Here is a 15,988-nt window from a genome sequence, read left to right on the forward strand (position 1 = left end):
ATAAAATCTATTACAAGGGTGTTTGGGAATGAAGTACTTTAAAACAGGCGGTTTTCATCGAAAACTGCAGCTAGCCAGTCTATGGATCGTCGTGCCGCTATTAGCCGTTGCAATCTTTTTGCATGCCTATTTGATCGGACCATTACAACGATCGTATCAAGAACTAAATAATCGCCAAGTCGAAGGAATCGTTAGTAACATCAACCAACAGTTCTCGCAGCTGGAAGTGACTTTAAGCGTTTGGGGGCAATCGTTTCAAAGGCGCTACCAAGAAGATTTATTGGAAACGACAAATTATCAGACGCTGATCCAGCTGTCGGAAGAATTGTTTTATTTAACAAATAGCTCCAATTATGTCAATCGAATCGGTATTTATTCACTAGGCGAGACGCCTTTTGGGATTGAAAGTGGCGGCACGTATGAATTAACGCTCGAGCAAACCAAAACAGCATTTGAACGCTATCGGATCGATAATGGTAGGCAGTACCAGTGGAAGATCATTGAAGAAGAGGATGAATTGATTTTTGTACAAAACATTGATAGCCAAGGCGAAGATCAGCCTAAAATTTTTTTAGTTGCAACGATCGACGAGCAATCATTATTAAAGTATTTTTATGATACCCAAATTGAAAATGGACTCGCAGCGATTTCCTTTAATCATGAGAGTTTTCGTTTTATTGGCGATCAGAACTTAGCAAATGTTATCCAACCACTGAGTGAAGAGCATCAAGGAACCTGGGTCGAATCGATCAATGGCAATGATTATAGCATGATCGCCGTAAACAGTACGCGGCTCAACCAAATATGGACCTTTTATACCGTTGTTCCCTTAGCATTGATTACCGAGCCAGTCACTCATTTGGCTAGAGTGCTGATCGTCGTAAGTATTCTTTTTATTGCTTGTGTGGCAGTCATGAGTCTCTTTTTAGCCAAAAAACAATACCAACCTTTTGAAAAAACAATGGATCAGCTCTTTGGTAATACCCAATGGAAAAAAGAAAACGATCTGGAGTTTTTGGTGGACCGTTGGCAACAATTAAGTCGTGAAAAAGGATTGTTACAAAATCAGGCGGAACGCTTTCAAGATTCGCTGAAGCGACAAGTGATCCAACATTTGATGGAAGGGTATTATGGCTATTTGTCAGAGGAAGAATCGCAACAATTACTGCAGCAAAAAAACTGGCGCTTAAGTTACCAAGGGTATCGCTTGTTTTATTTCCAACTCAATGATCTATTAAGCAATCAAGCAAATTCCCAAGATGAAACCCACATTTTGTTTGCGTTAGAAAACATTATAGCGGATGTCACAGCTATGTTTTTCCCAGAATCAACCATCGTTTCGTCAAATGAAGGACGGATTTTGGTTTTTGTGGTCAATCAAGAGCAGCAACTGACAGATTACTTCACGATGGTCACCAAGCAAATCAATTTGATCGTCTGCCGTTATGTCACCATCGTTAGTTCGCAACAAGAAACTGAGATTCGCAAGTTGCCTGAAGTTGCCCAACGTCTCAAAAAGCAAATCCATCTGCAACGGTTGATTCCCGAAAATCAAGTGCTTCAAGGAGAGAACATGCGCCCGCTGCCGAAGTATTCTCTTTCGCAAGAAAATTTGATTTTAACAGCGCTGAAAAGTGGCTATCATGAAGAATTGCAACGAAGTGTCCAGCGATTTTTGGAACAGGTCGTGGCAGAAAACAATCAACAGGCTGCGGTGATCTATGTGGTCAATCGACTGTATGATCAAGTCGATTACCTTTTAAATGAAAATGGGGTCTCACGAACGGATTATGTATCGAAAACGGTTGTGTTAGAGCGAATCGAACGACTTTTAGCCATCAATCAGATCCAAGCCTTTTTGTACCATCATTTCTTAAAGCCCGTCTCCATCCTCTGGCAAGAAAATGTCGCTAATTCTTATAGTGAAATGATCCAAAAAGTAGCGGAGTACATCCAATCTGATTTTCGCAATGAACAAATTTCCTTAGAATATGTTGCGGATCGTTTCGAAGTAGACCCAATCTTTTTGAGTAAGGAGTTCAAGCGTGCCAAGCAGGTCAACTTTATTGATTATTTAACCAATGTTCGCATCGTAGAAGCAAAACGGCAGTTGCTAGAAACCGATCATCAAATCAATGAAATCGCAGAAAACCTTGGGTATAATCCCAGTTACTTCAATCGTTTATTTAAAAAGTGCACGGGAATGACCCCAGGACAATATCGAAAAGGTCAGAGCTGATCACTGTTGGTTGCTGCGGAAAAGCTCGTATTTTCGCAGCTTTTGCTCTGATTTTTCCATGTTTTCGTCAGCCAATGTTTTGTATAATAGAAAAGAAAGCGATTTCTGATGCAGCTTAAGTTCAGCAAGAAAACCAGCGGACTTGTCAAAGCTGTTGGAAATCTGATAGTAAATAGATGGAGGAAGAAAAGAAATGAAAATCGTTCTAGGCGGAGATTCAACCGTGGCGGATTATCCCCTTGATCAACAGCCAATGATGGGCTGGGGACAAGCTTTACCAAGCTATCTGTCCCCAGAAGTAGACGTACACAATTTTGCGAAAAACGGCAGTACGACTCGTTCGTTTATCGAAGAAGGGTTGTTTAAGCAGCTCCTGCAAGAAGTCGAACCGAATACAGTCGTCCTACTGCAATTTGGACATAATGACCAAAAAGAGAAAAATCATGTCACGATGGAGGCGTACATTGCTCATTTGACAGACATGATCCGTCAAATCAAAGAAAAAGCAGGAATCCCGATCCTGTGTACACCTGTTGAACGACGTGTAGGGGAAGAGGGACGACTGGCGCATACGTTGTCAGCGTTTTTATCGGTCTTAAGAGAACTTAGTCGAACGGAAGAAGTGGATTTGTTTGATTTAAATCGCTATACCTATCATTATTATGACACATTAGGACTAGAAGCTTCCAAAGCGCTCTTTGTTTGGTTAGCACCGGATGAGCACCCCAATTATCCTGCAGGTCTCGCAGATGATACTCACTTTTCAAAGGTCGGGGCGCATATGATCGCTCGCTATGTAGCGATTCGTTTACAGGCGTTTTTCCATGAGCAACCACTGTTTCCTGATATTTATTACGGCGCCTGCATGTATCCAGAAGTCTGGTCGGAAGAAATCATGCAAAGTGATAGTCAAACGATGAAAACGTTGGGCATGAATTTTGCTAGAATTGGGGAATTCATGTGGCGTGACTTGGAGCCTCAACCTGGAGAATATGATTTTGCGTTGTTGGAACGTGCGCTAGAACAGTACCAAGCAAATGGCATCGATGTTTGCTTATGTATTCCAACGCCAACTCCGCCCCGCTGGTTTACAAAACAGTACCCAGAAGCTTTAATCACTAATCAAGATGGGACGAAGATGCATCATGGCTCAAGACAGCATGTCTGTACCAACAACGAGGACTTTCGCCGCTATGCCTATCGTTTGACGAGAAAAATCGCTGAGATTGCCGAAAAACATGAAAATGTCGTTATGTTGCAATTGGACAATGAGTTTAAATGTCATGTCGATCTATGTTACTGTACGACGTGCCAAACGCGTTGGCATACGTATTTAAAAGACAACTATCAATCCGTGACCAACCTCAACGAGTGTTGGGGCACGAAGGTGTGGAGTGAGTGGTATGACGCATTTGAGGATGTCGTCTTGCCACTAACGACCCCGTTTTTGCATAATTCTTCCCTGATGAATGCCTTTCGCCGCTTTACCACCGATACGTTGAATGAGTTTGCGCATGATCTTTGTCATTTTATCCGAATGGAGACCGCGTTACCCATTACCCATAACTCCGCTTTTGGTTTTAACTTGCAAAATGATGAGCTATTTGCTGATTTAGATATTGCCGGTTTTGATACGTATGCACCGGCAGACAACTACCCAGCGTATACGATGAACTTGGATCGTTGGCGGAATGTCAAACCGCGCAACAAAGAAATGTTATTGTTAGAAACTTGTACTGCCAATGCTGGTCATATTGAAAATTATGCGACTCCTCGTCCTCATGGGTTTGTCACAAGTGAAGCGTTCATTGGCTATGCTGGTCATTTGAAATCCTTCTGCTTTTGGCATTTTCGTGGACATCGCTATGGTGTGGAGCAACCCCATAGTGCCGTGTTAACTGCTTGGGGAGAGCCAGATTGTGGGTATGAAGAGGTAGTTCGGATTGGCGAACTAAGACAACAGATCGCACCACTTTTAGCGGAAACGAAGTATGTATCGGCAAAAATAGCCATTATCTACTCGGATTACTCGAAACGTTTTTACACGATCGATCATGGGGGTGTTTATGATTATCGCAGCCTGTTTACCGAATTTTACGGCAGTCTGATTCGCCAAGGGATTCGTGTAGAAATCATTCAAGAAAATAGTCCGTTAGAAGAGTATGATGTTGTTCTTGCCCCATTTGTTCGTTGGATCAGTCCTACCTTGTTGAAAAAATTTGCCGCCTTTACTGAAGCAGGAGGTAAGCTGATTTTAGGCCCGATGACGGGGGATCGGACCAAAGAGCTGGCGTGGCCAGCGACAAATGGCTTAGATCGTTTAGGAGAATGGCTCGGGTTTGACGAAATCCAGCAATTTACGGTGAAAGGACTGACTTATCAGCTAACCTATGACGGCCTAAAAGAACCTTTGGATCATTTGGTCACAGTTTTTCATTGCCCAGAAGATTGGGAAACGATCGAACGAGGGAATGACCAAACGCTACTAGCTAAGAAACAACTGGCTCAAGGAGAGATCATCTATTTAGGTGCGCTACCTAGCAATTTAACAGACAGTTTGATATGGCAGTCGTTTTGTCACAAAGAACTTTTCCCTTATGAATCAGAGCGCCTGTTGATCAAATGTTCGGAAGGTGTGATGAAGTATCGCCGAGAGTCAGCGACCCATGTCCAACTCTGGATCAGTAACTTAGGGATGACGACAGCTGACTTTACCTTACATCTCCCCGGTTTCGAACGCTTATCAGGTGAAGCGCTGGCGCGGGGTAACCATAGGTTAGAACCTTATGAAAATTTGATTATTGAATGGGAAAAAACAGTAGAAAGCGAGGAGTCAGATGATTCATTTAGCCATCCGAGGGCATGACCTCTCAGGAGAATATACACCCAAGCAGCTAGCACAAGCGGTAGGAGCAAAGAAAATAAGAAACGTTCAGTTTGCCTTGAATGCGTCTTTTCCAGACCTAAGTGCTCCTGAAAAAATGAGTCCAGGTATGGGGACCTTCTTCAAGAATGAATTCCAAGAACAAGGCGTTCAAATCGCTTTGTTAAGTTGTTATAGTAACTTGATTCATCCCGAACCAGAGGAACGAGAGAAAATCTTACAGAAATTTGAGCGCTACTTATTCCATGCCCGTTATTTTGGTGCCAGCATGGTGGCTTCAGAAACAGGCTCAGTCATTGCCGCGCTGGGATATAGCGAAGAGAATTTTTCGGATGAGGTTTTTGAAGACTTGATCCATGTGATCCAGCGACTCGTTCGAGTAGGAGAAAAACATAAAACCATGGTAGGGATCGAAGCAGGAATGAATCATCCGTTGTATTCGAATCAGCGCATCGCCGAGCTGATTGAACGTGTTCCTTCTGATTATCTAGGGATCATTTACGATCCAACGAATTTGATCACCGCAAAAACGGCTGCTGATCAAGTTGCATTGGTAGAAGAAGCGTTTACTCTTTTTGGCGAGAAAATCGTCTGCTTGCACCTAAAGGATTTTCAACTCTCGAGAGAAGAAGTGATCCCTGTCCCGTTAGGTGAAGGACAAATACGGTATCCAGAAATTTTACAGCTTCTGATCAAACACAAGCCATACTGTTACGTGGTGTTAGAAGAAACAAAAGACGCTGGGATCGATCGTGCGGTGGCGTTGATTGAAGGCTTAGATTTAAAAAATTAGCTGGGTGCTTTTGTAAATGATTGTTTAAGAGAACACGGGAGTGATTTTCTTGTTTTCTTCAAAGACGCTGACATTAATGCAAACTTTTATCGAGCATAGAAAAGTTGTTTATGGTGAGATTTCATCTAAACAGCTTTTTTATTTTCATAAAAACAGAAAATATGATGCAAGGTTTGTTATTATAGAATAAAAAGAAAGCATTTTAGAGTGTTGCATTCGGATAATAGATCAAATGGAAAAGGATTTAACAATTACGAGACATGAAAAAGAGAGAAAGGAGGGACCAATGGCAAACATGCAAGATGTGGCAAAACTTGCCAATGTATCCGTGACTACCGTCTCACGAGTGATCAACAATAAAAAATACGTGAATGAAGAAACAAAGCGGGTTGTGCTAGAAGCAATTCAAGCACTTGATTATGTACCAAATGAATTAGCACGATCCTTTTATTACAATTCTTCAAAGATGATCGGCTTGCTGATCTATGATTTGAAAAATGATTTTTATAATCAATTTATTACCCGAATCGAGTCGCAACTGATTGAGAAAGGCTATAGTTTGATGATTGGTACCACACAAGGAAATCCTGAAAGAGAAGCCTATTTTTTGAACTTGTTTCTCGCAAATAATATTGATGGGGTAATTTTATGTACCAACCTTTGTACGCAAGGTCCGTTGTTGCAAAAGGTTCTCAAATTACCTCTAGTGAGTGTGGGTAGAGTCCTTAGCGATGAAGTATCCTCCGTTTCTGCGGATAATACCTCAGGTGGACAGTTGGCAGCACAGATCTTAATCCAAAATCGTTGTCGCGAGATCCTCTTCGTTAATGGACCAAAGACATTACATTCCGTTCAAGAAAAATCAGCTGGTTTTTATCAAGTGATGGACCAATACCCAGAGATCCATGTTCACGAGGTCATACTCGATTTTGTAAATGTCACGCAAACATCCTTTGATCAACTTTTTCGTCAATGGCCTTCTATCGATGGCATTTTTGAGGCAAGCGATTTTTTGGCAGCCTGCGCTTTAAGTTCCCTTCATTCAGTGGATAAAAAGGTTGGTGAAGCGATTCAAGTGATTGGTTATGAAAACACCAATGTTTGTCTTTGTACTAGCCCTTTGCTTTCGTCCATCGCACGACCTTTAGAGGAGATGGTGGATTGGACGACCCAGCTACTTTTTCAAGAGGTACAAGGAGACAAAACCGCACCAAGACACGTCCTCTTGAAAAATTCATTTGTCCCAAGAGAAACGACTCAATGGAAGTGATGGGAAAAGAAGCAACCGTTTGCAGCTTTCTTTTGATTGTCTTGGGATAGCCGCAATTCTATAATGAAATGGACTGGAATAAATCCAGATTGATGAAGTTGCTAAGTGATAGGTGTTGATAGCTAGGAATATTTTTAAAAAAATGGTTCCGCTTACAAAATGTTCTGTAAAATAGCGAACGGCTTGAAGGATAACGCCTCAAGAAGAGCGTACCTAAAATGCGATCACAAGAACAAATTAACCTAAATGTAATATGAAGGAGTGATTAACCATGTGGAAAGCAAACTATCATACCCACACAACTCGATGCAAACATGCACGGGATTCTGATGAAGACTATGTAATCAAAGCCATCCAAGCTGGCTTTAAGGAAATTGGCTTCGCTGATCATTGTCCCTGGCCCTTTGAGGCTGGGTATGTCTCCCTCATGCGGATGGATGTTGCGCAATTGGAAGATTACGTTTCATCGGTGAGAAGCTTACAGGAAAAGTACCAAGGACAAATCGATGTGAAATTAGGATTAGAGTGTGAATATTTTGAAACAATGATCCCTTGGCTAGTTGCAGAGAAAGAAAGGCTGTCGATCGACTATTTGATTTTTGGCAATCACTTTCCTGAAATCGAAAGCAATCACTATTACGACCATACACCCGGGGATTCGGTAAAAGCGATCAAAGATTATCTCCGTGTTTCTTTACAGGGAATTGAATCAGAAATTTTTGCTTATATGGCACACCCAGATGTGTTCATGCGGGGCTATAAAACCTTCGATTCTCATTGTGAAGAAGTTGCCTACCGCCTATGTGAAAAAGCCAAAGAGTATCAGCTGCCGTTGGAGTATAATTTGGCAGGCTATACGAACGGTGGCTATCCGCATCCTGAATTTTGGAAGATCGCCAAGGAAGTCGGCTGCTCTTGTATTATTGGGATCGATGCCCACGAGAGTGCTGCTTTAACGAATACAGAAATTTACGAAAGAGCTCTTTTAGAAATCGATGCCTTGGGGTTAACACGGATCGATCGGCTCTTCTTTGCGTGAAGGAAAGAAAGTTGATCGTTTTGGAAATAAAACATGGACGCCAGTGGGGATCACTAGCGTCCATGTTTATTAGAATTGCCATTCTTGAATTTTTTTCAAGAGTACCGCTTTGTCGGAAGCTTCCGCAAAGGAATGCTGAACGGCAGTTTCGTTTAAGAAGCGCATCTCTGATTCGGACATGTCGCAATGATGAGCCATTTGCAGGTATTCATTGGTCAATGTCGTGTTTGAGACCGTTCGGTTATCGGTGTTCAAACAAAAAGGGACCTTGGCTTTCAGCCATTCTCTTAATGGGTATGCCGAGTATGTGGGAATCGCACGCGTATGAACATTGCTGGTAGGGCAGCCTTCGATACAGCGATTTTGTTCTCGAACAAACGCTTGAGCAGTAGGATCTCCTTTTAAGGCGATGCCGTGGCCAATCCGCTGCGCACCGCTTTCGATGGCTTGATAAATGTTTTGCACACAGCCGCATTCGCCTGCGTGTAAGGTCAGCTGGACACTTTGGTCCTTGAGGAACACTTGATAGCTGGCAGCTAAATCAGGGACGTACCCGTCTTCTTCTGGACCTGCCAGATCAATGCCGACGACTTTTTCATCGGTAAGAGCGATCGCTTCATCAAAAATCGCCGTAATAGCTGGTAGGTCTTCTTGACGCATCCCAATGACCAAAACATTGCCTTTGATTGGGTAGCGTTCTTCTGCTCGTGCGATGCCTTCGATCACGGCTTGGATGGTCTGGCTGCAAGTGAGTCCTTTGTCCATCGATAAGCTGGGAGCAAAGCGGATCTCAATATAAGCGACCCCATCTTGAGCGGCTTGTTCCATCACGTCATAGGCGGCAGCTGCTAACGCTTCTTGTGTTTGCAAATACGGCCGAACGAAATCAAAGCAGCGAAGATAATCCCTCAGGTCATGACAATCTTTGGGGGCTTGCATCTGTGCTTTCACAGCTTCTATGTCTTGCTCGATCGGTAGTTCTTGCTGATTGGCGATGGCGATCAATGTTTCTGGACGAATGGAACCGTCGAGGTGGCAGTGAAGTTCTACTTTGGGAAATGCTTGGATTTGTTGTTGAGTAAGCACAGTGTTCCTCCTGTCTAGGTCGAATTTTTTTAAGTATGAATATAGCATACTTCCAAAGCCCATGCTACCCAAAAAAGGAAATTCTCATAGAAAGCAAAACAGCAGCCGCGAATTACTTGTGCGGCTGCTGGTTTTATTGTGGGAGAGTGGCTCAAATCAATTCCGATAGATCGGTAAAAGGCAATGACAGATCGTGAGCGGCTTCTTTTGAAGTAAATGCGCCCTCATAGGCGATGACCCCTTTGGCAAGTGCCTGATTTTCTCGCAACGCTGCTAAAGGATCGTTCGCTAGCTGCTGGGCATACGGCAAGGTGGCAATGCTCAATGCGATGGTTGCCGTTTGCGGCACAGCACCTGGCATATTCGCGACTGCATAGTGAATAACTTCTTCCCGGATATAGGTTGGCTCGTCGTGGGTAGTGACTTTGTCTTCGGTCTCAAAAATTCCGCCTTGGTCAATGGCAATATCGACGATCACGGATTTTTCAGGCATCTGTTTCACCATGTCGCGGGTCACTAAGCACGGGGCTTTTTGTCCTGGCAATAAGACGGCTCCTACCACCAAGTCTGCGGATTGGATCGTTCGTTCGATATTCAAGCGATTGGAATACAAGGTTTGAACTTGACCAGAAAACTGTCGATCCAGCTCTTGTAAGCGTGGGATCGAAACGTCTAAAATCGTCACTTGTGCGCCTAAACCTACAGCGACTCTCGCGGCATTCTCACCGGCAACGCCACCACCAATGATCGTTACCCGACCTTGACGGACGCCGGGAACACCTGAAAGCAGGATCCCTTTTCCGCCATATATTTTTTCGAGAAATTGTGCGCCGATTTGAACAGACATTCTTCCAGCGATCTCACTCATAGGCGATAGCAGAGGCAGGGTGCCGTTCGCCAGCTGGACGTTTTCATAAGCAACAGCGATCACTTTGCTGTCGATCAATGCTTGAGCAAGCTGTTGATTGGCGGCTACGTGGAAATAGGTGAATAAAACCAGTCCCTCATGCAAAAAGGGGTATTCTTCTGGTAAAGGTTCTTTGACTTTCATAACCAATTCAGAGGCCCAAACCTCTTCAACGGTAGCAATCGTAGCACCGACTTCCTGATACGCTTGATCAGAAAAGGTTGATCCTGCACCAGCGCCTTGTTCAACGAAGACTTCGTGTCCGTCTTGGACTAACTCATAGACTCCCGAGGGCGGCAATGCCACACGATTTTCATTGTTCTTGATTTCTTTTGGGATACCGATTTTCATAGACTTCACACCTTTCTTTCTTCCATTATAATAGAAAGCGGATTCCTAAGGGGAGAAAGAATGGTTTTTTTATTAAAAAAGTAAGATCCAGTTGCTGCCTACGCCACGACAAAGAAAAAAGCCCCGAAAGGGGACTTTTTTCGATCAATCAGCTGAAGGTCCAAAAGCGTAAGCTTTGATCAGCGATTTCATCTAGTGTGTAATAGATAGCGTAATGGGATTTTTCTGGATCATCATTTGGATCTAAGACAAACACTTGATCGTCCATCATTCCACCTAAGACCATAATATGGCCGCCATCTGTAAATTCCCCTGGAGTCACAGAAACGATGACCGGATGATTTTGTTGCAAGTAAGCTTCAACACTGGCTAGATCTGTGCCAAGATCATAGTAGTTGTAGCCGTTTGCATCGGCAAAATCAGAAAAAATCCGCCAGTCCGTTCCTTGGCCGTCAACGTAATAATGATCTCCTGCCCAATTGAGGACTTCCAGTGGCGAAATGGGATAGCCTTCAAGATAGGATTGAACCATCGCAAGAGAAGCAATCGCACAGCCGTTTTCTGCTAAGGTTTGGCTGCCGTCATTGCCATAGGATCTATCGGCCCAATCTTCGTTCGTCTGCAAGAAAATCGGTGTCGTGATGTCCATTTCCCATAAATAAGCATTGATGTCATCACTAAAGATAGCCTGAGAATAAATATATTCGTCGTCATAACTCTCATCATAGGCAACGACGGTATGCACGTGTTCAGACAACTCTCCGTACAACACGTGATGAGAGATTCGATTGAACCCTATCCAAATCAACACCAATCCTGCCAAAACAACCATTGGCCGACGCTTTCGATAAACATCTGTCTGTTTTTGCATTTTTCCCTCCTTGTTTTACGAATCGTACGTATTCATCCTGTTCTTTTAAGTAAAACAAAGGAGGGGGCGCTTGTCATCGGCCTACAGACCGATTCCTCGATCAACTGTCAAATGCTTCTAGTTCTAAGCTAGTATTTTCCCATGCTTCTAGTAGAGCTTCTTGTTCAGTGCGGGCTTGTTCTAACGCTTGATTCAACGCGGTCAATTTGACATGATCATTCAACGCATCTGGTGCGGTCATGTCTTGTTCCAGTTGTTGGATCGTTTCTTCTATTGCGGCAAGTTCTTCTTCGATTTGGGTGACTTTTCGCTGTAAGGTTCTAACGGCTTTTTGCTGTTCCTTGCTTTGGACAAAGTTTTGCTTGCCCGCTGAGAGGGTGGTTTCGGTTGTTTTTGCTTCCAACATCGCTGCGATCTCAGCTTCTTCTTGTTTCTTTTCTAAATAATAATCGTAATCGCCGAGATAGAGCTTGCTGCCGTTTTCAGACAGTTCCACGACCTTGGTGGCGATTCGATTGATAAAGTAGCGGTCATGAGATACGAAGAACAAAGTGCCTTCATAATCGATCAGGGCATTTTCTAAGACTTCTTTGCTGTCGATGTCTAAATGGTTGGTTGGCTCATCCAAAATCAAGAAATTGTCATGGTCCATGGCTAATTTTGCCAAAGCGACACGGGCTTTTTCGCCGCCGCTTAACAGCGTGATCGGCTTTTCAACATCTTCTCCCGAAAATAAGAAGCTGCCTAATATATTGCGAATCTCGACTTCAGGTGTGGTACTGTGGTCATCCCAAAGCTCATGGAGGATCGTTTTGGTTGAGTGCAGATCGGATTGGGTTTGGTCATAGTACCCGATTGAGACATTGGCGCCAAAATGCACCTTTCCTTGAATAAAGGGGATTTTATGAATCAGCGATTTCAATAAGGTTGATTTGCCGATCCCATTCGGTCCCACTAAAGCGATCGCATCTTTGCGCCGAACATCTAAGTCGATGGGCGCCGATAAAACTTCTTCTTCAGAATAACCGATAGCGGCATTTTCTACTTGCATCACAACATTTCCTGAAGGCTTTTCAATAGAAAAAAGGAAGTGGGCGGATTTTTCATCTCCTTGCGGGCGATCCAGCCGGTCCATTTTCTCTAATTGCTTACGGCGGCTTTGCGCGCGTTTGGTGGTAGACGCACGGACAAGGTTGCGGGCAACAAAGTCTTCCAGTTTATTGATTTCTTCTTGCTGTTTTTCAAAGGCTTTCCATTCACTTTGCAACTGCTCCGCTTTCAGGGTCAAATAGCGGCTGTAATTGCCTTTGTAATGGCGCATTTTTTGACGACTCAGTTCGTAGACTTCGTTGACGACTTTGTCTAGGAAGTAACGGTCATGGGAAACGATCAGCAACGCACCGGCATATCCTTGCAGATAGTTTTCCAACCAAGATAACGTTTCGATGTCTAAATGGTTGGTCGGTTCATCGAGGATCAAGATATCAGGTTTTTGCAGCAGCATTTTTGCTAATGCCAAGCGGGTTTTTTGACCACCAGAAAGGGTGTTGATAGCTTGCGTGTAAAAAGAAGGATCAAACTGAAAACCGTGCAAGACGGAGCGAATCTCATTTTCATAGCCATAACCGTTTTTTTCTGCAAATTCATGTTGCAACTGGTCGTATTCTTTCAGGAGATTGCCAGAGTCAGCAGCAGGATCTGCTTCGGAGATGGCGATCTCTAAGGTACGCATGCGCTGCTCCATCTGCCGAACCGTTGCAAAAGCTCCTAGCATTTCTTCCCAAACGGTGGCCTCACTAGCAAGTCCGGTATCTTGAGCTAAGTAGCCCATCGTAGCGGTCTTGTTTTTAGCGATCGTTCCTTTATCAGGACTTTCGAGTCCAGCAATAATTTTCAGTAGCGTTGATTTACCAGCACCGTTGCGCCCAACAAGCGCGATTCGGGAATTGCTGGCAATCTCTAATTGGATATTTTCAAATAAAACCTCGGCTCCGAAAAGACGGGCGATTTGGTTGGCTTGTAATAAAATCATGTATATGTCATTCCTATCTTTAAGAAACTTGTCTGTATCAAGGTTGCAATACTACAAGTCTATCATATTTTAAGGGAAACGGCGATTGGGAAAAAGTTTGATTTTACCATTATAAAATTTATATTTCAAATTATGAGCATTCAAATTGATTTTTGAACAATGTATTTGTTATGATAGCTTCATCACAAGTGAATTTTTCACAATGGGGGAGTATTCTTTGAAAGATCATCAAATTCCAAAGGCAACAGCGAAGCGATTGCCTTTATATTATCGTTACTTGCGTATTTTGCACCAAGCTGGCAAATTAAAAGTTTCTTCGACCGAACTAAGTGAAGCTGTTCAAGTTGATAGTGCGACGATCCGCCGCGACTTTTCCTACTTTGGTGAATTAGGAAAACGCGGCTATGGCTATGATGTTGAAAGCTTGATGCAGTTCTTTGCGAAGACATTGAACGAAGACCACATGACGAATGTAGCTTTAGTCGGTGTCGGAAACTTGGGGAGCGCCTTGTTGAAATACAAATTTCACCAAAGCAACAGCATTCGGATCAGTGCCGCATTTGATGTCAACGAAGATCTAGTTGGTCGAATCGTAGATGGTGTGCCGGTCTATCCAATGGATGACATGAAGGAACAAGTGAAGATCCAGCAGATCGATGTGGCTATTTTGACGGTTCCCGCACAACATTCACAAGATTTAGTGAACGAGCTTGTGAAAGCTGGCATTAAAGGAATCTTGAACTTTACACCTGCACGGATCACTGCACCAAAAGGCGTGCTGATTCAAAACGTTGACTTAACCAATGAATTGCAAACGTTGATTTATTTCTTGCATTCAGGCAACGTCTTGTCCCATGAAGAACCAGTAGAAGAACCATCACTAAGCGAATAATCGCATCACATAAATAGGAACCAACAAAACAGCTGCCAGATCGTAGTATATACAACGATCTGACAGCTGTTTTTTGCTTTTTCACCACTGATCTTACTCGTCTAACTGGTCAAAAAGTGATTCGTAGGAATCTTGCTCTTCAACGCTTGTGAGCGCTTCTTGATATCGCAAGATTTGTTGAGTCAAACGTGTGAAATCGATGATGCGGGCTTCACGATGCACTTCTTTCCCATTCGCGAACAAGAGGACGACAGGAACCGTCAAGACCGAAAATAAAGTGGCTGCTTCTGGCTCTGCCAGCGTGTTGATGGTAAATAGGGGGAGTTGCTGGGATTGTGCCAGTTTTTGGATGCGTGGTTTGTCTGCAACACAAATACTGCAATTCGGTTGAGAGAGATAGAGTAGTGCCAACGGTTGTTGGGCGAGCTGCTCTTGGATCGGTTGATTTTTTTGCATAAGTCATTCCTCCATGGAAAATGTACGCTGTTCTTGAGGAAAAGTCAAAATATCTGCTAGCAGCTGATCGCTTAGGTGAGTAAGAAGGATTCAAAGATAAGGGAAATCTAAAGCAACGATTAAAAAAATAGGCTGCTTTAAAAAAAACGTTGTATAAAAAAAGGAAAAAACGTATAGTAATTCCAGCGTTTCGAATTTATTGATAAAGAAGGTTAAAGTTATGTTTCAGGCATTACCGAATTCTGTCCTGCAAATGAGTGTTATTTTTTTATCTATCGTCATTGAAGCCTTGCCGTTTGTCCTATTGGGCTGCTTGATCTCAGGTGCCTTACAAGTCTTCTTGACACCAGAAAGAGTCACGAGACTCTTACCAAAAAACAAATTGGCATCGATCACAGTTGGTTGTGGTCTGGGGGTCTTTTTTCCTTCCTGCGAATGTGGGATCGTACCGATCGTTAATCAGTTCGTAAAAAAAGAGGTGCCAGTGTATACGGCGTTTGCCTTTATGCTGACTGCACCGATCATCAATCCAATCGTGATTTTTTCTACATTCATTGCCTTTGGAAATTCCGCGAAGTTCGCCTTTTTGCGTGTACTGGGCAGCTTATTGGTCGCAATGGTCGTGGGGATCTGGCTGGCGTATTTTAACAAACAAGAGGTCTTAAAAACACGGCTTGCCAATCAATTAAGTGGCGGGAATGAGCAGGCAGCTCACCCACACCATCAGGGGCATGATCACGCCCACCATCAAACGGAAAAGAGCAGTCATCCGCTCCTTCGGCAGATTCGTCATTTGCTGCAGCATAGTTTGGATGAGTTTTTCGATACTGGGCGTTATTTGATCATTGGTGCGTTGATCGCCTCAGCGATGCAGACCTATCTGCCAACTGGTTTGATGCTGACATTAGGCTCCACGAAGCTGTTAGCGGTCTTCGTCATGCTGCTGTTAGCATTAACGTTATCCCTATGTTCCGAAGCAGATGCCTTTATCGGCTCTTCGTTGTTGAGTTTATTCGGCACTGGACCAGTCGTCGGTTTCCTGGTTTTTGGTCCAATGGTAGATATTAAAAACCTGTTGATGATGAAGCGGTACTTTTCGGGGCGTTTTATCGCTTCTTTAGTTGGATTAGTCGCAATCGTCGTTTCAATTTATGCATGGGTGGTGTAA

The 15,988-nt window shown here is 43.4% G+C and carries 12 protein-coding genes; 7 read left to right on the top strand and 5 right to left on the bottom strand.

Features of this window, described 5'->3' with window-relative positions; translation table 11 throughout:
• Positions 1-28: 28 nt before the first annotated feature.
• The 5 genes from IGJ15_RS03095 to IGJ15_RS03115 all read left to right on the top strand — a co-directional run bounded on the left by IGJ15_RS03095 (position 29) and on the right by IGJ15_RS03115 (position 8,225).
• On the top strand, positions 29-2,239 hold the full coding sequence (locus IGJ15_RS03095) for a helix-turn-helix transcriptional regulator (protein WP_231434784.1): 2,211 nt from the start codon (positions 29-31) through the stop codon (positions 2,237-2,239).
• A 193-nt stretch (positions 2,240-2,432) separates the two neighbouring features.
• A complete protein-coding gene (locus tag IGJ15_RS03100; RefSeq protein ID WP_430599279.1) occupies positions 2,433-5,105 on the top strand; it encodes a beta-galactosidase in 2,673 nt (890 codons plus the stop codon).
• Complete coding sequence (locus tag IGJ15_RS03105; RefSeq protein ID WP_008380772.1) at positions 5,077-5,916, top strand: sugar phosphate isomerase/epimerase family protein; 840 nt, start codon at positions 5,077-5,079, stop codon at positions 5,914-5,916. The genes IGJ15_RS03100 and IGJ15_RS03105 overlap by 29 nt, the downstream gene beginning before the upstream one ends.
• A gap of 286 nt (positions 5,917-6,202) precedes the next feature.
• Positions 6,203-7,186 carry a LacI family DNA-binding transcriptional regulator gene (locus IGJ15_RS03110; RefSeq protein WP_071859228.1) on the top strand — a complete coding sequence of 328 codons (984 nt, stop codon included), beginning with the start codon at positions 6,203-6,205 and terminating at the stop codon, positions 7,184-7,186.
• Between the two features lie 271 nt (positions 7,187-7,457).
• Positions 7,458-8,225 carry a histidinol-phosphatase gene (locus tag IGJ15_RS03115; RefSeq protein WP_060791376.1) on the top strand — a complete coding sequence of 256 codons (768 nt, stop codon included), beginning with the start codon at positions 7,458-7,460 and terminating at the stop codon, positions 8,223-8,225.
• Positions 8,226-8,294: 69 nt separating this feature from the next.
• Here IGJ15_RS03115 and add read toward each other — a convergent pair whose 3' ends face one another.
• The 4 genes from add to IGJ15_RS03135 all read right to left on the bottom strand — a co-directional run bounded on the left by add (position 8,295) and on the right by IGJ15_RS03135 (position 13,472).
• Complete coding sequence (gene add / locus IGJ15_RS03120; RefSeq protein ID WP_231434783.1) at positions 8,295-9,311, bottom strand: adenosine deaminase; 1,017 nt, start codon at positions 9,309-9,311, stop codon at positions 8,295-8,297.
• Between the two features lie 151 nt (positions 9,312-9,462).
• Positions 9,463-10,569 (bottom strand): alanine dehydrogenase, encoded by a 1,107-nt coding sequence (gene ald / locus IGJ15_RS03125; RefSeq protein WP_086295671.1) that lies wholly within the window; start codon positions 10,567-10,569, stop codon positions 9,463-9,465.
• A 148-nt stretch (positions 10,570-10,717) separates the two neighbouring features.
• Positions 10,718-11,440, bottom strand: coding sequence for a C39 family peptidase (locus IGJ15_RS03130; protein WP_086295670.1), 723 nt, complete (start codon positions 11,438-11,440; stop codon positions 10,718-10,720).
• A 100-nt stretch (positions 11,441-11,540) separates the two neighbouring features.
• Positions 11,541-13,472, bottom strand: coding sequence for an ABC-F family ATP-binding cassette domain-containing protein (locus tag IGJ15_RS03135; RefSeq protein WP_086295669.1), 1,932 nt, complete (start codon positions 13,470-13,472; stop codon positions 11,541-11,543).
• A gap of 217 nt (positions 13,473-13,689) precedes the next feature.
• On the opposite strand from IGJ15_RS03135, the gene IGJ15_RS03140 reads away from it, so the two are divergent.
• Positions 13,690-14,364 (top strand): redox-sensing transcriptional repressor Rex, encoded by a 675-nt coding sequence (locus tag IGJ15_RS03140; RefSeq protein ID WP_005228549.1) that lies wholly within the window; start codon positions 13,690-13,692, stop codon positions 14,362-14,364.
• Between the two features lie 93 nt (positions 14,365-14,457).
• Here IGJ15_RS03140 and IGJ15_RS03145 read toward each other — a convergent pair whose 3' ends face one another.
• Positions 14,458-14,820, bottom strand: coding sequence for a thioredoxin family protein (locus tag IGJ15_RS03145; RefSeq protein WP_231434782.1), 363 nt, complete (start codon positions 14,818-14,820; stop codon positions 14,458-14,460).
• A gap of 220 nt (positions 14,821-15,040) precedes the next feature.
• Between IGJ15_RS03145 and IGJ15_RS03150 the strand changes: the two genes are divergently transcribed.
• Positions 15,041-15,988: a permease gene (locus IGJ15_RS03150; RefSeq protein WP_086295667.1), complete on the top strand. Its 948-nt coding sequence runs from the start codon at positions 15,041-15,043 to the stop codon at positions 15,986-15,988.

This window comes from Enterococcus sp. AZ079 (assembly GCF_050547255.1).
Lineage (GTDB): Bacteria > Bacillota > Bacilli > Lactobacillales > Enterococcaceae > Enterococcus_D > Enterococcus_D casseliflavus.